The 24,690-nt window shown below is 43.7% G+C and carries 26 protein-coding genes; 8 read left to right on the plus strand and 18 right to left on the minus strand.

All coding sequences use genetic code 11. The features are described from left to right. Positions 1-59: 59 nt before the first annotated feature. The 11 genes from ndk to trmJ form a co-directional block, all read right to left on the minus strand. Positions 60-494: a nucleoside-diphosphate kinase gene (gene ndk, locus OCW38_RS11755; protein ID WP_010440533.1), complete on the minus strand. Its 435-nt coding sequence runs from the start codon at positions 492-494 to the stop codon at positions 60-62. A 106-nt stretch (positions 495-600) separates the two neighbouring features. Next, on the minus strand, positions 601-1,896 hold the full coding sequence (gene pepB, locus OCW38_RS11760; protein WP_016793720.1) for an aminopeptidase PepB: 1,296 nt from the start codon (positions 1,894-1,896) through the stop codon (positions 601-603). 206 nt (positions 1,897-2,102) lie between these two features. Further along, positions 2,103-2,303, minus strand: a complete 201-nt coding sequence (gene iscX, locus OCW38_RS11765; protein ID WP_010440526.1) for a Fe-S cluster assembly protein IscX — start codon at positions 2,301-2,303, stop codon at positions 2,103-2,105. A gap of 147 nt (positions 2,304-2,450) precedes the next feature. After that, positions 2,451-2,789: an ISC system 2Fe-2S type ferredoxin gene (fdx, locus tag OCW38_RS11770; protein ID WP_010440525.1), complete on the minus strand. Its 339-nt coding sequence runs from the start codon at positions 2,787-2,789 to the stop codon at positions 2,451-2,453. Between the two features lie 20 nt (positions 2,790-2,809). After that, positions 2,810-4,660, minus strand: coding sequence for a Fe-S protein assembly chaperone HscA (hscA, locus tag OCW38_RS11775; RefSeq protein WP_016793719.1), 1,851 nt, complete (start codon positions 4,658-4,660; stop codon positions 2,810-2,812). A 22-nt stretch (positions 4,661-4,682) separates the two neighbouring features. After that, complete coding sequence (hscB, locus tag OCW38_RS11780) at positions 4,683-5,198, minus strand: co-chaperone HscB (protein ID WP_010440522.1); 516 nt, start codon at positions 5,196-5,198, stop codon at positions 4,683-4,685. Positions 5,199-5,282: 84 nt separating this feature from the next. Further along, a complete protein-coding gene (gene iscA, locus OCW38_RS11785; RefSeq protein ID WP_010440519.1) occupies positions 5,283-5,606 on the minus strand; it encodes an iron-sulfur cluster assembly protein IscA in 324 nt (107 codons plus the stop codon). Between the two features lie 98 nt (positions 5,607-5,704). Beyond that, positions 5,705-6,082, minus strand: a complete 378-nt coding sequence (gene iscU / locus OCW38_RS11790; RefSeq protein WP_004735094.1) for a Fe-S cluster assembly scaffold IscU — start codon at positions 6,080-6,082, stop codon at positions 5,705-5,707. Positions 6,083-6,115: 33 nt separating this feature from the next. Next, positions 6,116-7,330: an IscS subfamily cysteine desulfurase gene (locus OCW38_RS11795; protein WP_010440514.1), complete on the minus strand. Its 1,215-nt coding sequence runs from the start codon at positions 7,328-7,330 to the stop codon at positions 6,116-6,118. 27 nt (positions 7,331-7,357) lie between these two features. Next, a complete protein-coding gene (gene iscR, locus OCW38_RS11800; protein WP_010440512.1) occupies positions 7,358-7,879 on the minus strand; it encodes a Fe-S cluster assembly transcriptional regulator IscR in 522 nt (173 codons plus the stop codon). Between the two features lie 116 nt (positions 7,880-7,995). Next, complete coding sequence (gene trmJ, locus OCW38_RS11805; protein WP_010440509.1) at positions 7,996-8,724, minus strand: tRNA (cytosine(32)/uridine(32)-2'-O)-methyltransferase TrmJ; 729 nt, start codon at positions 8,722-8,724, stop codon at positions 7,996-7,998. A 181-nt stretch (positions 8,725-8,905) separates the two neighbouring features. Here trmJ and suhB point away from each other — a divergent pair, with 181 nt between their 5' ends. After that, positions 8,906-9,709 carry an inositol-1-monophosphatase gene (suhB, locus tag OCW38_RS11810; protein WP_010440508.1) on the plus strand — a complete coding sequence of 268 codons (804 nt, stop codon included), beginning with the start codon at positions 8,906-8,908 and terminating at the stop codon, positions 9,707-9,709. A 234-nt stretch (positions 9,710-9,943) separates the two neighbouring features. On the opposite strand, the gene secF is transcribed toward suhB, so the two are convergent. From secF to queA, 5 genes are all read right to left on the minus strand, one after another. After that, positions 9,944-10,891: a protein translocase subunit SecF gene (gene secF / locus OCW38_RS11815; protein WP_016788422.1), complete on the minus strand. Its 948-nt coding sequence runs from the start codon at positions 10,889-10,891 to the stop codon at positions 9,944-9,946. 14 nt (positions 10,892-10,905) lie between these two features. After that, a complete protein-coding gene (gene secD / locus OCW38_RS11820; protein ID WP_080572723.1) occupies positions 10,906-12,762 on the minus strand; it encodes a protein translocase subunit SecD in 1,857 nt (618 codons plus the stop codon). A 20-nt stretch (positions 12,763-12,782) separates the two neighbouring features. Further along, positions 12,783-13,112: a preprotein translocase subunit YajC gene (yajC, locus tag OCW38_RS11825; RefSeq protein WP_010440492.1), complete on the minus strand. Its 330-nt coding sequence runs from the start codon at positions 13,110-13,112 to the stop codon at positions 12,783-12,785. 111 nt (positions 13,113-13,223) lie between these two features. Further along, the gene (gene tgt / locus OCW38_RS11830) at positions 13,224-14,360 is read right to left on the minus strand and encodes a tRNA guanosine(34) transglycosylase Tgt (protein ID WP_010440490.1); all 1,137 of its coding nucleotides are present in this window, start codon (positions 14,358-14,360) and stop codon (positions 13,224-13,226) included. A gap of 193 nt (positions 14,361-14,553) precedes the next feature. Next, on the minus strand, positions 14,554-15,606 hold the full coding sequence (queA, locus tag OCW38_RS11835) for a tRNA preQ1(34) S-adenosylmethionine ribosyltransferase-isomerase QueA (protein ID WP_010440488.1): 1,053 nt from the start codon (positions 15,604-15,606) through the stop codon (positions 14,554-14,556). Between the two features lie 334 nt (positions 15,607-15,940). On the opposite strand from queA, the gene OCW38_RS11840 reads away from it, so the two are divergent. Together OCW38_RS11840 and OCW38_RS11845 are read left to right on the plus strand one after the other, a co-directional pair. After that, the gene (locus OCW38_RS11840; RefSeq protein WP_261894160.1) at positions 15,941-16,384 is read left to right on the plus strand and encodes a CBS domain-containing protein; all 444 of its coding nucleotides are present in this window, start codon (positions 15,941-15,943) and stop codon (positions 16,382-16,384) included. A 275-nt stretch (positions 16,385-16,659) separates the two neighbouring features. After that, the gene (locus OCW38_RS11845) at positions 16,660-18,600 is read left to right on the plus strand and encodes a HAMP domain-containing methyl-accepting chemotaxis protein (protein WP_016794101.1); all 1,941 of its coding nucleotides are present in this window, start codon (positions 16,660-16,662) and stop codon (positions 18,598-18,600) included. A gap of 107 nt (positions 18,601-18,707) precedes the next feature. On the opposite strand, the gene OCW38_RS11850 is transcribed toward OCW38_RS11845, so the two are convergent. Beyond that, positions 18,708-19,613, minus strand: a complete 906-nt coding sequence (locus tag OCW38_RS11850; RefSeq protein ID WP_010440478.1) for a hydrogen peroxide-inducible genes activator — start codon at positions 19,611-19,613, stop codon at positions 18,708-18,710. Positions 19,614-19,822: 209 nt separating this feature from the next. Here OCW38_RS11850 and OCW38_RS11855 point away from each other — a divergent pair, with 209 nt between their 5' ends. From OCW38_RS11855 to OCW38_RS11875, 5 genes are all read left to right on the plus strand, one after another. After that, the gene (locus OCW38_RS11855; protein WP_009848275.1) at positions 19,823-20,431 is read left to right on the plus strand and encodes a peroxiredoxin C; all 609 of its coding nucleotides are present in this window, start codon (positions 19,823-19,825) and stop codon (positions 20,429-20,431) included. Positions 20,432-20,750: 319 nt separating this feature from the next. Then, on the plus strand, positions 20,751-21,503 hold the full coding sequence (locus OCW38_RS11860) for a copper homeostasis protein CutC (protein ID WP_261895669.1): 753 nt from the start codon (positions 20,751-20,753) through the stop codon (positions 21,501-21,503). Between the two features lie 93 nt (positions 21,504-21,596). Further along, complete coding sequence (locus OCW38_RS11865) at positions 21,597-22,526, plus strand: LysR family transcriptional regulator (RefSeq protein WP_261894164.1); 930 nt, start codon at positions 21,597-21,599, stop codon at positions 22,524-22,526. A 126-nt stretch (positions 22,527-22,652) separates the two neighbouring features. Beyond that, a complete protein-coding gene (locus OCW38_RS11870; protein WP_010440457.1) occupies positions 22,653-23,210 on the plus strand; it encodes a porin family protein in 558 nt (185 codons plus the stop codon). 222 nt (positions 23,211-23,432) lie between these two features. Next, entirely contained in the window at positions 23,433-23,924 is a 492-nt protein-coding gene (locus OCW38_RS11875) for a hypothetical protein (RefSeq protein WP_248388172.1), read from the plus strand. Positions 23,925-23,933: 9 nt separating this feature from the next. Here the strand turns inward: OCW38_RS11875 and phoU are convergent, their stop codons facing one another. Continuing rightward, on the minus strand, positions 23,934-24,632 hold the full coding sequence (gene phoU / locus OCW38_RS11880; protein ID WP_009848270.1) for a phosphate signaling complex protein PhoU: 699 nt from the start codon (positions 24,630-24,632) through the stop codon (positions 23,934-23,936). Between the last annotated feature and the right edge of the window lie 58 nt (positions 24,633-24,690).

A 24,690-nucleotide genomic window follows, 5' to 3' on the forward strand; every position in this document is an offset into this window, starting at 1 on the left:
TCAGATACAATAAAGACCTCACCGAAGTGAAGCCTTTATTGATACTTGCTGTTGTCTGCTTATTCAGCTGGGCGCGGGCAAATTTCAGATTCTGGGAAGAAGAATTCGATTTCACGAGCTGCTGACTCAGGGCTGTCACTGCCATGTACTGAGTTGTAACGCATGCTGATAGCGTAGTCAGCACGGATAGTGCCGCATGCTGCTTCTTCTGGGTTTGTTTTGCCCATCAATTCGCGGTAACGAGCAATCGCGTTTTCGCCTTCAAGTACTTGAACCATGATAGGACCAGAAGTCATAAACTCTTTAAGAGCCGGGAAGAATTCTTTGCCTTCGTGTTCTGCGTAGAAGCCACTTGCTTGTTCTTCAGTAAGACGAACCATTTTAGCAGCAATAATTTCTAGGCCTGCCTTTTCGATGCGGTGGTAGATTTCACCAACAAGGTTACGCTTAACTGCATCTGGCTTAACAATTGAGAACGTTCTTTCTAGAGCCATAGGGATTCCTTCACTTCATTTTTTTGTTATTAAATACTGAAATTACTGAGATCATTCGATCTTAGTTTCTGAATGAGCGGCATCGAAATACCGCACATTCTTATTATTATTTTGCTTGATCGATAAGAAGGCGAGCGAGCGTACGAACACCCATACCCGTTGCACCAGCCGACCATTTATCACTTGCAGATTTACGGTAAGTACCTGAGCAATCCAGGTGAATCCAACCTTTTTTGTAGTCGTCTACAAAGTAAGAAAGGAATGCAGCAGCGGTACTTGCACCCGGCGTGTAATCTCCTGAACTGATGTTTGAAAGATCAGCAAAGTTTGAAGGCAGCATACCACGGTGTAAATCAGCAAGAGGCAGTGGCCATAGGCCTTCTTTCTCTTGGTTCGCAGCCGTTAGCGCTTGGTGAGACAGTTCATCATCGAAGCTTAATAGTGCATGGTAGTCGTTACCTAGTGCATTTTTCGCTGCGCCAGTTAGCGTTGCGCAATCAATGATCAATTCTGGATTTTGTGCACTTGCGTACATCAAACCATCAGCAAGAACCAAGCGACCTTCAGCGTCAGTATTCATGATCTCAACCGTCTTACCATTTTTGTAGGTAATGATGTCGCCAAGCTTCAATGCACGACCAGAGATCATGTTCTCTGCACAACATAGAATAAGCTTAATACGCTTGTTCAAGCCACGTTCAATTGCAAGACCAAGGCCACCAGTGATGGTTGCAGCGCCGCCCATATCAGCCTTCATTGCTGTCATGAATTGACCTGGCTTGATGCTGTAACCGCCTGAGTCGAAAGTGATACCTTTACCGACTAGACAAGCAAATACAGGTGCATTTTCGTCGCCTGTTGGGTTGAAATCCAATTGAAGCATTGCTGATGTACGCTCAGAGCCACGCCCTACTGCGTAGATGCCTTCCCAACCTTCAGTTAGTAGATCTTTATCTTTAACGATTTTCGCTTTCACTGTGCCTGCTGGCGCCACTGACTTGATGTATTCAGCAGCCATTGTCGCTAATTGACGAGGTGCCACTTCTTCAGCGGTTTTGTTGATAATGTCACGAGTCCAATCAGTAGCACGAATGCGAGCTTCTAGCTCTACTTGATCAGCTTCTGAAAGTGCATCCCATTCCAATGCATTCTTTTTCTTTGGTCCACGGTAGCCTTGGTAGAAAGCCCAAACGCTTTCTAGATCCCAACCTTCACCACGAAGTGAAACGAATGCGATACCTTGTCCGTCAAGCGTACGACCAGCACGTTGAACTGCGCCTAAATCGTGACCTTCACCAATATGAATTGTCGCTCCTGCTTCAGAAAACGATAAAATAGCTCTAGCTCCCCACTGAGGCTGGGCAGCTTCTTGACTTAAAAATACTGACATCTGTGTAGACATGATTTCTCCTTGTCATGAACCACCGTTATTAAGTGGTTCTGATTATTTTTTATTAGCGCACTGATGTTAGCATTATGTAGGAGTAAAATGTCATTTTGATAAAAAAACGGACCATAAGGTCCGCTGTTTTTAGTAAGAATTGTTAACTTGGCTGCGTTTTATATTGGACTGATGCCAACCCACAACCTAATCATTAGACAAGAGGATTAATCCATCTCATCCATCCAGCACAAAATAATAGCCTCTAAGATTTTCTCATTAGAGTTGTTCGGCGCGTCGTCGAACTCTTCAAGGTCTAACACCCACTGATGCAAATCGGTAAAACGAACCGTTTTAGGGTCAGTATCTGGGTACAAATCACATAGTTCAATTGCGATATCTCGCGAATCAATCCACTTCAAGCTCATAACACTTCCTTATTTTTATCAGCGACGCTCTGTCACCTTTATGATCTATATTCTAGGCCTGTTTCTTAACATGGCTGTTCTAGTAATGGCTGTCTAAATAATAATTACACAGTTATAACCATAGAAACCGTTACTAAAAACAAGTTCTTAGTGATCTTCAGAAGCTAGGTTCAGCGTGTACTTTGGAATCTCTACAACAAGATCCGTATCAGCAACTTTAGCTTGGCAACCTAGGCGGGATTCCATCTCTAAGCCCCATGCTTTATCTAGCATGTCGTCTTCTAGGTCATCGCTCTCTTCTAAAGAATCAAAGCCTTCACGAATCACAACGTGACATGTAGTACATGCACACGACTTCTCACATGCGTGTTCAATACCAATACCGGCCTTCAATGCAACATCAAGAACCGTCTCACCAGTTTTTGCTTCTAAAACAGCGCCTTCTGGACATAGATCTTCGTGAGGTAAAACAATAATCTTTGGCATGTTTATCTATTCTCTAACTATTAAATATTATCGACTGACTGACCTGACAGTGCAGCACGAATTGATTTATCCATACGACGAGAAGCAAAGTCTTGGCTCGCTTTGTCGATATTTTTAATTTCTAGTTCAATGGCATCGGCATTGTCGCCATTGCGCACTTCAATCAGTGCTTCAATGGCTTGAACAAGTTGTTGCTTGCCTTGCTCATCCAGCAACTCATCACCATCGGCTTGCATCGCAGCAATTAAGCCTTCAATAACTCGATCCGCTTCTACGCGTTGCTCAGCAAGAGCACGCGCTTGCATGTCTTCTTTTGCAAACGTCATCGAATCTTTCAGCATGCTGGCCACTTCGTTATCGCTTAGACCGTAAGAAGGCTTAACTTGGATTTCAGCTTGAACGCCAGTGCTCTTCTCCATTGCGGTAACCGACAGTAGACCATCAGCATCCACTTGGTAAGTAACGCGAATATGAGCAGCACCTGCTGTCATCGGCGGGATGCCTTTCAAAGCAAATCGAGCCAGTGAACGACAGTCATCAACCATCTCACGCTCGCCTTGCACGGTGTGTACTGTCATTGCAGTTTGACCGTCTTTGAACGTGGTAAACTCTTGTGCACGAGCAACTGGGATCGTGGTATTACGAGGGATGATCTTTTCGACTAAGCCACCCATGGTTTCGATACCCAGTGACAGAGGGATAACATCCAATAGCAGCATCTCAGAGTCAGGCTTGTTGCCAACTAAGATATCCGCTTGAATCGATGCGCCAATCGCAACCACTTCATCAGGGTTAATACTGGTTAATGGAGTACGACCAAAGAAGCCACCGACCATTTCACGAACAAGTAAGGTACGAGTTGAACCACCTACCATCACGACTTCTAGTACTTCATCCGCGTCAACTTCCGCATCTTTCAGTGCTCGGCGGCACGAAAGCAGCGTTTTCTTAACTAGTGGCTTGATGAGCTCTTCGAACTCTTCACGAGTTAATGAGCCAGACCAACCTAGTGCTTCAACATTAACGCTTTCAGCTTCAGATAAGCCAATCTTCGCTTCTGTTGCTGCGTCTAGAAGAATACGGTTCTGTTCTGCTGTCAGCTCTAACAAGCCCATTTGCTCTTGGAAATGATCCGCAATTAAATGGTCAAAGTCATCGCCGCCTAATGCAGAGTCACCACCGGTTGCTAAAACTTCGAAGACACCTTTAGACAGGCGTAGGATAGAGATATCAAACGTACCACCGCCTAAGTCATAAACAGCGATTACCCCTTCTTTACCTGAATCCAAGCCATAAGCAATCGCAGCTGCAGTGGGTTCATTAAGAAGACGTAACACATGAAGACCAGCAAGTTGCGCTGCGTCTTTGGTACCTGCACGTTGTGCATCATCAAAGTACGCAGGGACGGTAATCACGGCACCAGCCAATTCACCACCTAACGTCGACTCAGCACGTTGACCGAGTGCACGAAGAATATCTGCAGATACTTGAATTGGGTTCTTATTTCCTTGCGCTGTGTTAATCACAGGCAGGCCATTATCACTTTCTTCAAACTGATATGGCAGAGATGGGTATCGCTGTTGAATATCTGACAGTGAACGACCGATTAATCGCTTAACTGAGATAATGGTATTTTTAGGATCAGTTTGTGCATTTACACGCGCTTCATCACCAGTGGTGTACGACTCTGACTGATAGTGAACAACGGAAGGGAGAATACTGCGACCTTGTTGATCAACAAGCGTGCTCGCCTCACCACTGCGCACTGACGCAACCAATGAGTTTGTTGTACCTAAATCAATACCCACTGCAAGCTTGTGCTGGTGAGGAGCGGCGCTTTGCCCTGGTTCTGCAATCTGAAGTAGTGCCATGGATGTGTCCTTGTTATACGAACTAGCCGATCAAACGATCTTCAACTAACTCGATTTCATTCTTTAATTTTGCAATAAACTTAAGCTTTCTTACTCGGTCTGCAGCTTCTAACCAAGCTTCGCTGTCGAGTTCTTGTTGGATAGCGCTTAATTGTTGTTTATACATTTTGCTAACCTTTCCTTCAAATGCAAACAAAGCATCTTCAGGATCAGAACTGTCGGCGATATCTTCCAGCTCTTCACGCAATTCCATTTGCTCCATCAGGAACATAGGATCTTGCATAGTCTGCTGCTCACCACGAATATCCTCACCATGTTGAACTAACAGGTATTCAGCACGGCTGACTGGATTTTTCAACACCTGGTACGCATCATTGATTTGCGCAGCTTTTTGCACAGCCAGCAAGCGATCTCGCTCAGAAGCCGTGGCAAATTTATCAGGGTGGAATTGGCGTTGCAGATCTCTAAACTGAGAAGAAAGAAGGCTACCATCCAGTTGAAACTGAAGTGGTAGCCCAAATAATTCGAAATGATTCATGTAACGGTGGTCCTAAGTTTAGGCTCTTTACTTAGAGCCTAATTTTATTCTTCGCTCATTATAAACGCTCAACGATTGAGGCGTTTATACATTGAAGCTCTCACCACAACCACATTCGCCTTTCGCGTTAGGGTTGTTGAATTCAAAACCTTCGTTTAGGCCTTCTTTTACGTAATCAAGCTCAGTACCGTCTAGGTAAACTAGGCTCTTTGGATCAATGATGACCTTAACACCTGAATGCTCGAACACTTCGTCTTCTTCGTTGAGCTCGTCAACGAATTCCAGTACATACGCCATACCCGAACAGCCAGTAGTTTTTACCGCTAAGCGCAACCCGATACCTTTACCTCGGTTATCTAGGAAAGCTTGAACTCGGCTTGCTGCCGTATCTGTCATGGTGATGGCCATACTACAACCTTGTGTTTTATATAAATTGAGAACTCAGGGGGAGCACAAAGGGTGCTCCCAAATATTACTTTTTTGAAGTGATTACGTTGTAGAAACGATTAGTGCTTCTTTTTGTAATCCGCAACCGCTGCTTTGATTGCATCTTCAGCAAGAATTGAACAGTGAACTTTCACTGGTGGCAACTCTAGCTCTTCTGCGATTTCAGAGTTTTTAATAGCAGCTGCTTCATCAATACTTTTACCTTTAACCCACTCAGTTACTAGTGAGCTAGAAGCGATTGCGCTACCGCAACCGTAAGTCTTGAATTTTGCGTCTTCAATAATACCTTCTGCAGATACTTTGATTTGCAGTTTCATTACGTCACCACAAGCTGGTGCGCCAACCATGCCGCTACCTACACTTGGATCTTCTTTATCAAACGAACCTACGTTACGTGGGTTTTCGTAGTGATCAATTACTTTTTCGCTATATGCCATGATAGTTACCTCGAATCCTCTATTTCCGTGAGATTAGTGATGAGCCCACTCAACAGTGTTCAAATCAATCCCTTCTTTATACATATCCCATAGAGGAGACATGTCGCGTAATTTATTTACTGCTACACGGATTTGTGCAATCGCGTAGTCGATTTCTTCTTCCGTAGTGAAACGGCCGAATGAAAAACGTACTGAGCTGTGTGCCAGTTCATCGTTTAAGCCAAGAGCGCGTAAAACGTATGAAGGCTCAAGACTCGCTGATGTACATGCAGAACCTGATGATACCGCTAAGTCTTTTAAAGACATAAGCAGAGATTCACCTTCAACGAAAGCAAAGCTCACGTTTAGGTTATGTGGTACACGTTGATCTAAGTCGCCATTTACCGTTACTGCTTCTAGATCTTGAACCCCTTTCAATAGACGCTCGCGAAGTGCTAGTGCGTGGTCATAATCTTTCTGCATGTCTTGTTTAGCGACAGCAAAAGCTTCACCCATACCCACGATTTGGTGAGTAGCAAGCGTACCAGAACGGAAACCACGTTCGTGACCTCCACCGTGCATCTGTGCTTCAAGACGAATACGTGGCTTACGACGAACGTACAAAGCACCAATGCCTTTAGGGCCGTATGCTTTGTGTGCAGAAAGAGAGATAAGGTCAACTTTCATCTCTTTTACATCTAGTGGGATTTTACCCGCAGACTGAGCCGCATCAACGTGGAAGATGATCTTGCGTGAACGACATAATTCGCCGATTGCAGAGATATCTTGGATTACACCAATCTCGTTGTTTACGTGCATGATAGAAACAAGAACCGTATCTTCACGCATTGCTGCTTGTAGCTTGTCTAAATCAATGATGCCGTTTGCTTCAGGCTCAAGGTAAGTCACCTCAAAACCTTCACGTTCTAGTTGGCGACATGGATCAAGAACCGCTTTATGTTCTGTTTTACACGTGATTACGTGCTTACCTTTCTTCTCGTAAAAGTGCGCTGCACCTTTGATAGCAAGGTTGTCTGACTCTGTAGCACCTGACGTGAAAACAATCTCACGTGGGTCTGCATTTAGTAGATCGGCAATTTGCTCACGAGCATTATCTACTGATTCTTCTGCCTGCCAGCCGTAACGGTGTGAACGAGATGCAGGGTTACCGAAGTTACCGTCCATCGTCATGCACTGAACCATTTTTTCAGCAACACGTGGATCGACTGGGCATGTAGCTGAATAGTCAAAGTAAATAGGCAGTTTCATTTTCTACTCCAATGTAAAAACTGACCGCTAAGAGCGGGCATTAACACCGTGAGGTGCTGCACTAATCGTTGTAGTGCTCGTATTTTTATGTGCAAAACCATTATTAACCGCAAGATCGATATCTTGACGATCAGAAATCTCTAAAACTTCGTTATCTTTCATTAGCTCACCGAGCGTAATGTCATTTAAGAAGCTGCTGATTCGGGAGCTTAAATCACGCCAAAGAGTGTGAGTTAAACAACGACTACCACCTTGGCAATCTGCTCGACCGTGACACTTGGTTGCATCCACTGATTCGTCTACTGCTGCAATAACAGTTCCGACAGCAATGTCGCTCGCTTCAGCACCTAAGCGGTAACCACCACCAGGGCCGCGAACACTAGCAACTAAGCCAGCTTTACGTAACTTAGAAAAGAGTTGCTCTAAGTAAGATAACGAGATGCCTTGTCGCTCTGAAATATCAGCCAGAGGAACTGGGCTTTTTTGCGAATGCAGTGCTACATCTAGCATAGCTGTTACCGCATATCTTCCTTTAGATGTAAGTTTCATATCACACCGTATCCACATTGTTTATGTGGTTGGAATTTTCCCATACCCGACTAAATTGGTCAAGTATTTAGTTGACTATTTTAGTCAAGTATTCATCCTTAGAGGTTGTGTGGGATTTATTTGCCCGATTTACTCTTCTCAATCGAAGTTAAAATACCGCGCAAAGTGTTGATCTCTTGAAGCTCTGGCCGAGCTCGGCTGAATAGACGACGTAACTTGTTCATCACCTGACCCGGCTTATCCTTAGAGATAAATTGGGTATCAATGATCACTTTTTCAAGGTGCTCATAGAACATTTCTAGTTCTTCGTGACGTGGGTAGTCATCTTGTTGTTGTGGCTGATATTGGCTAGCCACCATATCAAGGTGTGCAACACGAACTTCGTAGCTCAGAGTCTGTACCGCCATCGCTAGATTTAATGAGCTGTATTCTGGGTTAGCAGGGATACACACGTGATAGTGACATTTCTGCAACTCGTCATTCGTTAAGCCAGTACGTTCACGACCGAACACTAATGCGACTGGATGTTTTTGACCTTCAACGGCAAACTTTTCGCCACACTCGCGAGGCTCAAGCATTGGCCACTCAAGCGTACGAGAACGAGCACTTGAGCCTACAACCAAACCACAGTCTTTTACTGCTTCTTCTAGAGTAGAAACAATGGTCGCGTTTTCTGCGATGTCACCTGCACCCGCAGCCAGTGCTAAGGTCTGCTCGTCAACTTCACATTGAGGGTCTACAAGAACCAACTGACTCAAACCCATCACTTTCATTGCGCGAGCTGCTGAGCCGATATTTCCCGAATGAGACGTACCAACCAGAACGACTTTTACATTGTCTAACATGCTATATGACACCACTTTAAAAATAATCGCGAGATATTAACACATAGCAAAGTAAAATGGTCAGACCCTTAACGGAATGTGAAACCAAGAGTTCAAAAAATAACCACTTCCCTTTTACGGAAACTTTGGTATACTCGCCGCCGCTTTAAATTGTTCTTTAACATCTTGTGGGAAAAACCATATGCATCCAATGCTAAACATTGCGATACGCGCTGCGCGTAAAGCTGGCAACCATATTGCTAAATCTCTTGAAACAACTGATAAGATCGAAACATCTCTAAAAGGTAACAACGATTACGTTACTAACATTGCTCAAGAAGCTGAGTACATGATTATTGAGACAATCAAATCATCTTACCCAGAGCACAGCATTATTTCTGAAGAGTCAGGCCTGACTGAAGGTAAAGACTCTGACGTACAATGGATCGTTGACCCACTAGATGGCACCAACAACTTTGTAAAAGGTTTCCCTCACTTCTCTGTATCTATTGCTGTTCGTATGAACGGTCGTACAGAAGTTGCTTGTGTTTATGACCCAATGCTAAACGAGCTATTCACTGCTCAACGTGGCGCTGGCGCTCAACTTAACAACGCTCGTATGCGTGTTACTCAACTTAAAGACCTTCAAGGTACTGTTTTAGCGACTGGTTTCCCATTCAAGCAAAAACAACACTCTGAATCTTTCATGAAAATCATCTCAGCTTTATTCGTAGATTGCGCTGACTTCCGTCGTACTGGTTCTCCAGCTCTTGACCTATGTTACCTAGCGGCTGGTCGTGTTGACGGTTACCTAGAACTTGGTCTTAAGCCATGGGATCTAGCTGCTGGCGATCTAATCGCTCGTGAAGCTGGCGCTATCATGACTGACTTTGCTGGCGGCACTGACTACATGACGTCTGGTAATGTTGTTGCTTCAAGCGCTCGTGGTGTTAAGTCTATTCTTAAGCACGTTCGTGAAAACTCTAACGAAGGTATGCTGAAGTAATTCAGACCTTACGTTAATGCTCTTTAGTTAAGAGCAGAAGATTTTCAAAGCCTCGCTATTGCGGGGCTTTTTTGTATCTGTGATACGAGCTACGAGCAAGATGGCGGTTAGTCGCGATGAGCACAACGCACTTCGCTGATGAATTGCATTGAGCTTATCGACAAAATACAGACGTAAAAAAACCGCTGACTAGGCAGCGGTTTTTTTGTTTAGCGAAACTTATTAAGCCAAGGCCTAAGGCATCTCGTCAAACTCTTCACCTTCTTTGTCCACTTGCGGTGGCATTAGGTGTTCACGCGTAATACCCAACTTCATAGCCAGTGCAGATGCAACGTAGATAGAAGAGTATGTACCAACCGTAATACCCAGTAGAAGTGCGGTTGCGAAGCCGTGAATCATAGCGCCGCCCTGAACAAACAGTGCGATAACTACGAATAACGTTGTACCAGAAGTGATCAATGTACGGCTCAATGTTTGTGTGATTGAGCTGTTCAGTACTTCAGGTGCTTCACCCTTACGCATCTTACGGAAGTTCTCACGAATCCGGTCAAATACCACTATGGTATCGTTGAGGGAGTAACCGACCACCGTCAACAAGGCTGCTACGATAGTAAGGTCTACCTCAATTTGCATTAGAGAGAACACACCTAGTGTAATGATAACGTCGTGTGCTAGGGCTAATACAGCACCTGCAGCCAAACGCCATTCAAATCGCACTGACACGTAGATCAAGATACAGATAAGAGAAACTAGAATAGCAAGGCCACCAGCTTCTGTTAGTTCATCACCCACGTTTGGACCAACGAACTCGATACGGCGCATTTCAACTTGCTCACCAGTACCATCTTTAATTGCAGTCAGGATCTGGTTACCAAGCGTTTCGCCTGCAACACCGTCACGTGGACGTAGACGAACCATTACCTCACGCGCAGAACCAAAGTTCTGAACCGTAGCATCACCAAAGCCTTCAGCTTCTAGTGCACTTCGAATGTCAGGTAGGTTTGCTGGTTGCTCGAAACCCACTTCAATCAGCGTACCGCCGGTAAAATCTAAACCCCAGTTCAACGACTTCGTTGTTAAGGTGAAGATAGCAGTACCAATCATCAAGATAGAGAATACAAAGGCAACCTTTGACCAACGCATAAAGTCGATCATTTTTTCTGCTTTTAGAATCTGAAACATATTAATTCCTAGCCTTAGATCGACAGTTTCTTAACGCGTTTGCCGCCATACATCAGGTTCACGATACAACGTGTTCCGACAATAGCTGTAAACATTGAAGTCAAGATACCGATTGATAACGTTACCGCGAAGCCTTTAATCGCACCTGTACCTACAGCAAACAGAATGATTGCTGTCAGTAGTGTGGTGATGTTGGCATCGGCGATTGTACTAAATGCGTTTGCATAGCCTTGGTGAATTGCTTGTTGTGGACTGCGTCCATCTCGAAGTTCTTCACGTATACGCTCAAAGATAAGAACGTTGGCATCGACTGCCATACCAACCGTCAATACGATACCGGCAATACCTGGTAGCGTCATTGTCGCGCCAGGAATCATCGACATGACACCAATAATCAACACAAGGTTAGCCATCAGAGCGACGTTCGCGATCAGACCGAAAGTTCGGTAGTAAAGCAGTGTAAACAGCATTACTGCAGCCATACCCCAAACCATCGCCATGATACCCATATCGATGTTTTGTTGCCCCATAGATGGACCAATCGTACGTTCTTCTACAATCGAGATAGGCGCAATCAATGCACCAGCACGTAGTAGAAGTGCCAAGTTATGAGCTTCAGCCGTTGAGTCGATACCTGTAATACGGAAGTTACGGCCAAGTGCAGATTGAATCGTCGCTTGGTTAATCACTTCTTCGTGCTTACTTAGAATCACTCGGCCTTCAGGCGTTTTACGACCGCTGTCTTTATACTCTGCAAATACCGTTGCCATTAGCTTACCGATATTCTGACGAGAGAACGCAGACATCTTGCTACCACCTTCGCTGTCTAGCGAGATGTTAACTTGTGGACGACCATATTCATCAACACTTGAGCTTGCGTCAGTAATACTTGAACCGCCTAAGATAACGCGCTTCTGAAGTACAACTGGACGACCATCACGATCTTGCTTGATTTCGCTACCCGCAGGGGCACGACCAGAAGCGGCAGCGGCTAAATCAGCACTGCTATCCACTTCACGGAATTCAAGTGTTGCCGTCGCACCAAGAATTTCTTTAGCGCGCGCCGTGTCTTGAACACCAGGCAATTCCACTACGATACGGCTAGCACCTTGACGTTGAACCAAAGGCTCAGCTACACCAAGTTCATTAACACGGTTACGTAGGATAGTGATGTTTTGCTCTACCGCGTAGTTACGGATTTCTTGAAGACGAGCTTCTGTGAAGTTTGCAACCAAAGAAAAACGACCGTTAGATGCAGAATCGACGAACGTCATGTCTTGGTGTTTAGATTGCAGTAGCGATTTCGCTTCAGCAAGCTGCTCTTCGTTACGCAGAATCACTTCAACCGCATCTTTACCTGATGGGCGAATTGCACGGTAACGAATCTTTTCTTCACGAAGTTCACTGCGGAACGCTTCTTCTTGTTGGCCAACCAGCTTTTCCATTGCAGCATCCATATCCACTTCCATTAAGAAGTGAACACCGCCACGTAGGTCAAGACCGAGCTTCATTGGTGCAGCACCAATAGATTCAAGCCAATCAGGAGTTGAAGCCGCTAAGTTTAAAGCAACGATAACATCATCACCTAGTGCTTCTGTGATGATATCACGGGCACTAATTTGCGTATCTGTATCGTTAAAGCGAACAAGAATGGAACCGTTCTCTAGAGCAACGGATTTAGTAGAAAGGCTCTCTGCTTCAAGAGCATCGGTGACAGCATCCAGCGTAGACAGATCTACAGAGGCGCCGCGCGCCCCTGTAACTTGAACTGCCGGATCTTCACCGTATATATTTGGAAGTGCGTATAACGCAGCAATAGCGATGGCAAACATCACCATCAAATACTTCCATAACGGATAACGGTTTAGCACAGCGAGGATCCTCTAGCTGTTTATAGAGATTTCAGAGTACCTTTTGGTAGCACTGCTGTAACGAAGTCTTTCTTGATAACTACTTCGTTGTTTGCGTTCAATTCGATAGCAACGTAGTCGCTGTCTTCAGCAATCTTAGTAATCTTACCGATTAAGCCACCGCTTGTAAGAACTTCATCGCCTTTGCCCATTGAAGACATAAGGTTCTTGTGCTCTTTAACACGCTTAGCTTGTGGACGGTAGATCATGAAGTAGAAGATCACAGCAAACATACCTAGCATGATAAGCATTTCGAAACCGCCGCCTGCTGGTGCACCTTCTGCTGCTGCGTGAGCTTGAGAAATAAACATTTAAAACATCCTCTATTTTATTTTCGTAATTGTTTGTCTAATTGGGTTGCACCCCTTTATTTTCAAGCCCCAACTCTCGGAAGAGAGATGGGGCTCGCAAAAAAAGAAATACTAAGATTCTTTACCTAGTGGTGGCACTTCACGCCCCATTCTTGCGTAGAACTCTGCAACGAACTCTTCAAAGCGATCTTCATCGATAGACTGACGAATGTCTGACATTACTCGCTGGTAGAAACGCAGGTTATGAATCGTGTTCAGTCGAGCACCTAGGATCTCATTACAACGATCCAAATGGTGTAAGTACGACTTGCTATAGTTCTTACAAGTGTAACAGTCACACTCTGAATCTAGTGGTGTTGTATCCATTTTATGCTTCGCATTACGGATCTTGATCACACCTTCAGTTACAAATAGGTGGCCATTACGTGCATTTCGCGTTGGCATTACACAGTCAAACATGTCGATACCGCGACGAACACCTTCAACCAAGTCTTCAGGTTTGCCTACGCCCATTAGGTAACGTGGCTTATCTTCAGGTAATTGAGGACATGTGTGCTCAAGAATACGGTGCATGTCTTCTTTTGGTTCGCCTACAGCTAGGCCGCCAACAGCGTAACCGTCAAAACCAATTTCTGTTAGGCCTTTAACGGACACATCACGAAGGTCTTCGTATACGCCACCTTGTACAATACCGAACAGTGAGTTCGGGTTTTCTTGCTTATCAAAGTGATCGCGTGAACGTTGAGCCCAACGAAGAGACATCTCCATCGAGTCTTTAGCTTCTTTATGCGTCGCAGGGTAAGGCGTACATTCATCAAAGATCATTACGATGTCTGAGCCTAGATCCTTTTGGATTTCCATCGACTTTTCAGCGTCCATGAAGATCTTGTCACCGTTTACAGGGTTACGGAAGTGAACACCCTCTTCAGTGATTTTACGCGTCGCACCTAGGCTGAATACTTGGAAACCGCCTGAATCAGTCAGGATAGGTCCTTTCCAGTTCATGAAATCGTGCAAGTCACCGTGCAGCTTCATGATTTCTTGACCAGGGCGTAACCATAGATGGAACGTATTACCTAGTAGGATTTCAGCACCGGTGTCTTTCACTTCTTCAGGCGTCATACCTTTTACCGTACCGTAAGTACCTACTGGCATGAATGCTGGTGTTTCAACGGTACCACGTTCAAACTGAAGTTGACCACGACGTGCGCCGCTGTTTGTTTTTTTAAGTTCGTATTTTAATTTCACGAAGCCTCCAATATGCCAGAGAAACAATCTGACTGATAATTCAGAACCTTAAGCTAAACATAAGTTCAATCTCGCGAGTTCTATGAGGAGCGGTCGCGTATTCCCTGCGAGAGATTAGACAGACACTCTGTCCAACTCCTAGCTTACTGCTAGCACCCGTAAATTCTTTTTATATCGTTTATAACGAGTTAGATTAGCTCGTTTTCTTATTGATGAACATCGCATCACCGTAGCTAAAGAAGCGATATTCGCTCTTCACTGCGTGATCGTATGCGCCCATCACATTGTCGTAGCCAGCAAATGCACTCACCAACATAATCAGTGTTGATTCTGGTAAGTGGAAATTGGTAATCAAGCAATCCACCAACTGATATTCATAACCAGGGAAGATGAAAATTTCTGTATCGCCAAAGAAAGGAACTAATTCGGTGCCCTTCTTCAGTGCATCTTGCGCTGCACTTTCTAGTGAGCGCACTGATGTTGTACCAACGGCAATAATACGACCGCCACGAGCTTTTGCTGCAGCAACGGCATCAACCACTTCTTGCGGTACCTCAACGTACTCAGCATGCATGTGATGATCATTGATATTATCAACTTTTACTGGTTGGAATGTGCCCGCACCTACGTGAAGTGTCACGTAAGCAAACTCTACACCTTTAGCTTTCATGTCAGCCATTAGCTTGTCATCAAAGTGAAGGCCAGCTGTTGGCGCAGCAACGGCACCGGGCTTCTCATTGTAAACCGTCTGGTAACGCTCTTTATCTGCGTCTTCATCAGGACGATCGATGTAAGGTGGCAGTGGCATGTGACCAACACTGTTAAGAATTTCTAATACGCTTTGGTCGGAAGTGAAATGGATTTCAAACAACGCATCATGACGCGCTACCATTTCAGCTTCATACTCGTCATTCTCACCAAGAAACAATTTAGTGCCTGGTTTAGGAGATTTAGAACAACGAACGTGGGCTAGAATACTCTTCTCGTCGAGCATTCGTTCAACCAACACTTCAAGCTTACCGCCTGATGCCTTGCGACCGAACACGCGAGCAGGAATAACTCGAGTATTATTGAAAACGACAAGATCGCCCGGCTCAACCAAGTCTAAAACGTCTTTAAACGAACCATCCGTCAGGTTGCCATTATTGCCGTCTAATTTAAGCAGGCGGCTTGCTGTACGCTCTTCTTGAGGGTAACGAGCAATAAGTTCATCTGGTAGGTCAAAGTGAAAATCTGAAACTTGCATGTGTCTAGTCTTGTCTTAGTTGATGAGATTCGTGCCGTTGACGAATAATAAATCATGCTTGCTAATCGATCGTTACGATAAGTAATTCATTACCGGGAACTGATGACAAACACGACTAAAAATTTCGCAGCGGGCTAGTATAGGCACACGAGCCGCAATAGCAAGGTTTACAGCACTGGATTATTGTAAAGAGGCGTAAAATAAAGCTAACGATTCACCTCCTCAAACTAAAGAATTAGTTGCATAAAACTCGCCCAAAAATGCGTCAGATCTCAGTTATTTTTTGGATAAAAAACTATAGTAATAGCAACAAATAAAAAAGAAGGAGGTTCGTATGATCAAGGTTGAAGATATGATGACTCGCAACCCTCATACCCTATTGCGCTCACACTCACTGGCCGATGCTAAGCACATGATGGAAGCGCTTGATATCCGCCATATCCCAGTTGTAGATGCCGACAGAAAATTATTAGGCATCGTAACACAACGTGACGTTCTTGCCGCTCAAGAATCTAGTCTACAAAACATCCCACAAGCTCAATCATTTACTCTTGCGACACCACTCAACGATATCATGCACAAAAGCGTTATGTCGGTAGAGCCGCGAGCTGGATTGAAAGAGTCAGCTGTTTATATGCAAAAGCACAAAGTGGGCTGTTTACCTGTTGTCGATGACCACGAATTAATAGGGATTATCACTGATAGCGACTTCGTCACGATAGCGATCAATCTACTCGAACTCCAAGAAGAAGTAGAACCGGAAGAAGTCGAAAGTTAGCCAACGTTGTTCTATCTGCTATCCCCCTAGAGCCTTTCAATCCAAGGCTCTTTACATGTCCAACAATCACATATTCACTGTGAAACTCACTGTATCCCTCATTTCTTCTTAGAGACCAGTTCCAAAGTTCAAGCCTCTCAATAAACCGAACTCACTTATTGTTCTTATATATGAGAATGTAAGGCTCTAATTGGATTTATTGATATATCTATCGTTTGGATAATGTAAAAATTTGTTAACAATAAAAACAAACTGCCTTTCTGGGAATGATACTTATGAGTTTAAAGAAATTGCTGTCCTTGGGTTTTGGCGTAATTCTTGCGCTAATTTTGGTTATTTCAGTCGTTGCTTCATTGCGCTTTTATCAATCGAGTGATGGATTTAACACCTATCGTTCCCTCGCATTAACAAGCGTATCCACAGGGCGAATCCAAGCCAACATATTGGAAGCTCGTTTATCTGCATTAAAATATATAAAGGACCCTGTTGCATCGCATGCTTCAGAACTGGACAAGCGCATCACTACATCAATTCAATTGATCGATGAAGTGTTAGAGGCTCATCTTGACGACCTCCATAAAAATGAGTTCTTAGCGATAGAGAAGCAGCTTAAACAGTATAGCCAAGGGTTTAGCCAAGTTGTTCAACTGGTCAATACTAGAAATAGCTTAGTAAAAGAGAGCTTAGACCCATCAGGTTTAAAAATGCGACAAGCAGTGACTAACTTGATGACTCAAGCATCTGCTGAAGAGGATTTAGAGGTTGCAGTCAGTTCAGGACAACTTCAACAACACGTATTGCTATCAAGATTATATGCTTCTAAATTTCTGACCAGTAACAACACAGAAGATGCTCAGCGAGCAGAAAAAGAATTTGCATCAGCAGCGTTGCTTGTGGAAACAATAGAATCTCAACTAATGTCGAACGAGCAAATTCGATACTTAACTGATTTTAATACCGCTTTTAAAGCCTACCGTCTGACATTTTCAGAAGTCGTTGACACGATAAATGAACGAAACCGCATCGTTTCTGGCACCCTTGATGTTGCTGGTAGCAACGCAGCAAAAACAATTGAAGAAATCAAACTATCCACAAAGTCAAAACAAGACTCTGTAGGACCAAGCATGGTTGAACGATTTTCAAATGCTCAATTTATCTTAGGTGCACTTTCAATCATTGTTATCGCTATCGCCCTTGGCATTGCAATCTCCATTTACCGAAGCGTATGGAAAGTTGTAGGAGGGGAGCCTAGCGAGATTCAATCGATTGTCGAAGAAGTTGCTTCAGGCGATCTTTCAAAACAGATTCCAGTAACAGGTAAAGAAACGGGTATATACGCCAACATTTTAGAAATGCGCCAAGAACTGCGTCGCATCATCGATGGATTCCACCAAATTTCAGACAACGTTTCAGCAGCTTCAGTCGAGTTAACAGCCGTAATGAGCCAAACCGAGGGGAACGCTCAACAAGAGCTGAGTCAAATGGAACAAATAGCAACTGCCATCAATGAGCTCTCTAGTACTGCGAATGAAGTCAGCCACAACGCTGCTAGTGCTGAGAACGCGGCAACGGGTGCAACTTCCAATGTCAAAGAGGGGGGAGTTTCACTCGATGCATCCGATGATATATCTCGCAAGGTTGAAGACTCAATCGAAGAAACATCAAACATCGTCAATCAACTGCAAGAGTACTCGGTAGAGATCGGGACTGTTATTGAAGTGATCAACTCGATTTCCGAACAGACGAATTTGCTTGCGTTAAATGCGGCAATTGAAGCAGCACGAGCTGGTGAGCAAGGGCGTGGTTTTGCTGTCGTTGCTGATGAAGTTCGTTCTCTGGCCGCTAAAACACAACAATCAACTGTCGATATTCAAGAGATAATCTCTCGACTTCAAGCACAGGCAAAAGATGCCAACCAGTTCATGCAATCTAACCTATCGTTAGCCGTCGAGTCGCGTCATTACAGCGAACAGCTTAGAACGGCATTCGCATCAATAACGGAGTCTGTTGGCCTGATTTCAGATATGAATACACAAGTAGCAACAGCATCTGAAGAGCAATCAGGAGTCACACAGGATATTTCACAAAATGTTTCTTTAACCTTTGATATCGTTCACCAAAATGTTTCAGGAATCGAACAAAGCAAACAAGCGAGTGAGGAGTTATCTTCATTAGCAGTGAAACAAAAAGACTTACTGAGTTTTTTCAAAATCTAACGCTGTAAATAAATTTCCAACGCCACAGTTTGTGGCGTTTTTCTTCTAAAATAAATAGAAAGAGCGGCTAAAATGGCCGCTCTTTTTGTTTTGATGTTCTAGGTTTTTTATAACAACTCAGACACCACATCCGCTAACTGATGGAATGTTTCACGGCGCGATGAGCTCGGTCGCCACACAAGACCAATATCTCGGTACGCTTGCTGACCAGGAGGATCAATAACCACTAGGTTTTGATTTTCCAGCAAGCCATGATCGATCGCCATTTGTGGAATAAAGGTAGTTCCTAAACCATTGGCCACCATTTGTACCAATGTATGTAGGCTTGTGGCGGTAAATGGGTTTATCTTCTCTTTATCCGTTAACTTGCACGCTGATACCGCGTGCTCGGTTAAGCAGTGCTCGTTCTCCAGCAAAAATACAGACTCATCTGGCAAGTCATCGTATTTAATCGGAACACGAATGCCATCAGCTTGATTACGACTGATCACCATTCTGAACGGGTCTTGCCCGACAACTTGGCTCTCCATGTTGTCGATATCGACAGGCAAAGCCAAAATCAAAACATCCAACTCACCATGACGCAGCGCTGCTAATAAGTTAGTTGTTGTGTCTTCACGTAACAGCAAATTTAACTGTGGAAAGCGTTGGTTAACTTCTTGTACTAAATCGCACAACAAGAACGGCGCGATGGTAGGAATACACCCTACTCGTAGCTGCCCTTGCATTGCATCCCCATTGCATAAGTTTCCGAGCTCGACAAGGTCTTGCCCTTTCGCCAGTAGCTCTCGACCATGCTTAACCACCAGCTCACCCGCTTGTGTAAATACTAATGGGCTCTTTTTATCTTTTTTCTCATACAAAGGGCAACCAATCAGCTCTTCGAGGTTTTGAATACCTTTACTTAGCGTGGATTGACTGACGAAACAGCGATCAGCAGCATCGCTGAAGTGGCGTGTTTCGTGAAGAGTAACGAGATAATAAAGTTGCTTAAGACTTGGCCATTTATTCATGAAATTACTTTGTAATATGAGTAGGATAAGTTGGACAAAGGTCAGCAGACCTAAGGACTGAGCAAAGAATAAGCTTATCGCTTTTTTCGATTAACTTAATCTATTTAATTCGCTTTTTTCTATAGTACCGATTGTACTATAGTTTGTCCCGTAGAAACGGAGCCCAAACAAAGATGTGTTGGGCCAACTAATTTTTTAGGAGATTCCAAATGGTACTAGTAGGTCGTCAAGCCCCTGACTTTACTGCAGCAGCTGTTCTAGGTAACGGCGAGATCGTTGATAACTTCAACTTCGCAGAATTCACTAAAGGTAAGAAAGCGGTAGTTTTCTTCTACCCACTAGACTTCACTTTCGTTTGTCCTTCAGAGCTAATCGCTTTCGACAACCGTCTAGAAGATTTCCAAGCTAAAGGCGTTGAAGTAATCGGTGTTTCAATCGATTCTCAATTCTCTCACAACGCATGGCGTAACACTGCTATCGCTGATGGCGGTATCGGTCAAGTTAAGTACCCTCTAATTGCTGACGTTAAGCACGAGATCTGCAAAGCATACGATGTTGAGCATCCAGAAGCAGGCGTTGCTTTCCGTGGTTCTTTCCTAATCGATGCTGACGGTCTTGTACGTCACCAAGTAGTTAACGATCTTCCACTAGGTCGTAACATCGACGAAATGCTACGTATGGTAGACGCACTAAACTTCCACGAGAAGAACGGTGAAGTTTGTCCTGCACAATGGGAAGAAGGTAAATCAGGTATGGACGCATCTCCACAAGGTGTTGCAGCATTCCTATCTGAGCACGCTGACGACCTAAGCAAGTAATTACCTCTTAAGCCCGAACTCAACGCGGGTTAATGGTTGGAAGACTCTCTATAAAGAGAAATAAAGCATAAGCTAATAGCGCAAAGCGCACCGCCAATCAGTTAAGAAGTAAAGTCCTATTAAAAGCCCGAAGTTAACGCTTCGGGCTTTTTTCATATCTATTCGACGGCCTTTCATTTCCCCTAAGCTCCCTCAGCATCACTTAATTGAGGTAGTTACAAAAACAAACTTTACCCCTATTTTCCTCTGCTACCACCTATTCATATCCGTATCTAGGTTGCTATGATTTCATCAGTATCTTTTTAAACGGATAAACATGATGAACATCGAAATTGAAGTCTGTATCGATAACTTAGAATCTCTACACAACGCGCTGTCTGGCGGCGCAAATCGAATTGAGCTTTGCTCCTCACTAGCACTTGGCGGATTAACTCCTAGCTTCGGTATGATGAAGCAAGCGGCAAAAATTTCGTCCGTTCCTGTCTACGCTATGATACGACCAAGACAGGGCGACTTCATTTTCGATAATGACGATATGCTCTGTATGCTTGAAGATATTGAAGCTTGTGCAAGTGCAGGATTGAATGGGGTCGTACTTGGCGTGTTAGCGCCTAATGGAAGTATTGATATGCCAAAAATGCAACAACTGGCTGACAAAGCACACTCATTAAAGCTTGGGATTACGTTTCACAGAGCTATTGATCAAAGCTCTGACTACCAAACAGCCTTAGAACAGGTCATCGCACTTGGATGTGAAAGGATCCTAACATCGGGGCTTGCTGTTAATGCAGAGCAAGGCATCAATGTCTTGGCAGATATGGTTAAACAGGCCGATAGTAGAATCGACATCATGGCTGGCGCTGGCGTCAACGCAACAAATGCGAAAATGATTCAAAGCACCACCCAAGTACCTGCACTTCACCTTTCAGGTAAATCGACAAGACCGAGCCTAATGGAAAGCAACTCAAGTGCTCAAATGGGCAGTGATGATATTGATGATTATCAGATCCCCGTGACTGATGCGAATAAGATATCCGATGTAAGAGCAGCCCTCACCGCTTTAGGACAATAGTCGCTACCAAAAATCGAAGAGAACCACGCTGACTAATCTAACTGACTGACGTATATTAGATTTAATAACGCAGTAAACCTTTCATGGACAGATATGGCTAAAGACTTATTCAGCTCTCTTGATTTAAACCTGTTACGAACATTTCTTATTGTTTATCAAGAAAAAAACACCAGAAAGGCTGCGGAACGACTCTTTGTTTCACAGCCAGCAGTCAGCCAAGCCCTACAGAAGCTAAGATATCACTTCAATGATGACCTCTTCGTAAAGGTTCATGGTGGCCTGCAACCTACCTCATTCAGTGAGCAACTCATCAATGAAATAACACCACACTTTGATGGCCTAATGACCGCTGTGAATGCATCCAATCGATTTAATCCAAGTGAAATTGACTACCCCTTAAAGATAGCGTTATCACCTGTAGTACTAGCTTGTTTATCCGGTACCTTATATAAAGAGCTTATGAGACAAGCACCAAATTCAAAACTCGAGCTTGTAAGTTGGTCTACCTCATCTTGTGAAGATATACAGAAAGGAGAGGTTCTATTAGGCGTTGCTTACGAGCTTCCTTTTACATCAAAAGAGATTTATGTAAAAAAACTGGTGGAAATTACCGGCCGATTATTTGTAAGAAAGGATCATCCGATAAAGCAAGCTTCAGTCAGTCCCGAAGAGTTAGCAGGTTATGAAATAGCATCAATGATATCTCCTGGCTGGAACGACAATTTTAGCCATGCAGCCAACATATTAGAGTCACGTTCAATTCCACACAGTATTGGCTTTCGTTCCGAGATTTTGATGGCTATCATCGATGTCGTGGCGAACTCAGATATGTACATGCCACATTCCAACCTATTCCCCATAGATAACTACCCAACGCTGCGAGCTATAGATGTAGATCTTGACACTAAACACAAAAATATCAGCGTTTACAGCCACATACACACTAAAAACCGCAATAACCCTCTCATATCCTGGCTTTTCGATGTAATCAAAGATGCGCTACTACAACAAATTAATAAGTAATGCTTATTACAGATATACGAGAACCTATTTAGCTTAAAAATATAACACTGTTTAATATTCACTCCATCGACAGGGAGTCAATCAAATATAAGGATGCAATAATTAAACATTAAGAGCGTTATTTATATGAAATTACTAACTACAGCACTAACCGTTATCGCAATCACTTCTGCTTCATCAGCTTATGCTCAGAAAGACTATTCTGGACATCGTATTGGTTTCGGTATTGTTTCTAGTGAAGTCGATCATCTAGATTCAAATTTCTCTCGAAGCGATTTAGGTAATGGGTTAAAGCTCGAATATGGTTATGACATTAACCGAATCTTTGGTGTGAATATCTCATCAGATACGAGTAAAGAAGATGAAAATTTTGAAGGCTATGGATATGAGACTAAAGTTTCAACCTTCAAAATAGACACAGACATCGGCTATGCATTCTTCCTCAATGGCTTTGATGTAAAGCCATACGGTGCTATTGGTTTTGCTCGTGTAGAGGAAAAGATCACGTTAAATACGCCTGACGGTAGTGCAAGTATCAAAGACAACAATACTTCTCTATTGCTAGGCACCGGAGTTAGAGCAAATTTTGATTTCGGTCTTTATACCGACCTACGCTTCAACTTCATCATGATGGATGACTATGACATCGATCAGTTATCTTTCACTGTCGGATACAAGTTCTAAGAATAGCTTTCCATCAATTAAACACTTTGTTCACAATCTGTTTGGGTTGTGAGCAAAGTAATCATGCGTACCAATAAGTAGGCATTATCACCGATATAACCAATACGAATTAGCCTACTCTTTCTAAAATATTACAATATGAGTGTTATTCAATTGCTTCACTGGTTTTACACATGGAGCGACATAATGCTAAGGAGAGCAAACAATTACTTCGGTGGTACCATGAAATTTAAAACACTTCTTTTAGCTTCTGCTTTATTCTCAACCTCTGCATTTTCAAATGGTCTTCATTTATCCCCAGAACTAAAGATTGGTTCTTATCATGGCTTTGGAATGCAAGCAGGTATTACTGATGTGGCGAATCTAGGCGCAGTTTACCTGAGCTATTCTCACCTCTGGTATGACAGCGATCGATACGATGAAACTGTCGATGCGTACCGCGTTGGTATTCAAAATATGTTTGGAAGAAACCAGAACCACGGCTTTCAGGCGGAGATTGGTGTAGCGAGTTATGACGGAACAAAAACGCGCAATGGCGAAGTTGAAGAGAAGACAGCACATGGGTTAAGTCTTGGTGGAGCCTACGTTTACCAAGCAACGCCAGTGCTTGGGCTACGAGCTGGTGTTGATATGAATATTTTTGATCACAATAAGACCTTTGTGCCTTACGACACAACAATCAACCTTAACCTCGGTGCAATAATTCGCTTCTAAAGTTAATACCTACTTCAGTGCGTCATCTAAGCTTTGATCACCAAGGTGGCGTACATCTTTGCCCTTCACAAAGTAAATAATGTATTCACAGATATTTTGGCAACGATCGCCCACTCGCTCAATCGCGCGAGCTGACCACATCACTTGCAGGATGTTGGGGATGTTCTTAGGATCTTCCATCATATAAGTCATTAACTGACGAATCACCGCTTCGTATTCAGCATCCAATTTGTCATCAAGCTTATGAACCTCAGCCGCAGCATCAACATCCATTCGAGCAAATGCGTCCAAGACTTGATGTAGCATAGTGATCGCTTGTCTACAAAGTGGCTCTAGCGATACGTGGAACTTTTGTTCTTTGGTCGATGGAATCTCTATCGCGCCTTGAGCGATCTTAGAAGCAACATCACCAATTCTTTCGAGATCAGTAATTGTTTTGATGATCGCCATAATCAAACGTAGATCTTTCGCCGTAGGCTGACGTTTGGCGATAATACGAGTGCAAGCCTCATCAATAGATACTTCCATTGCATTCACTTTGTGATCGTCACGAATCACTTTTTTGGCCAGTTCCACGTCATCTTTATGGAGAGCTTGCATCGCAAACGAAAGTTGCTGCTCCACCAACCCGCCCATGGTAAGTACATGAGTACGGATAGACTCTAGTTCTACGTTGAATTGCCCTGAAATATGACGACCGAAATGCATATCAGCTCCTTGAAAAGAAATGAAACAAGCCATTGATATAAGAGTGGCTTAGCTCTGA

The organism is Vibrio cyclitrophicus (assembly GCF_024347435.1).
In the GTDB taxonomy this organism is placed as follows: Bacteria; Pseudomonadota; Gammaproteobacteria; order Enterobacterales; family Vibrionaceae; genus Vibrio; species Vibrio cyclitrophicus.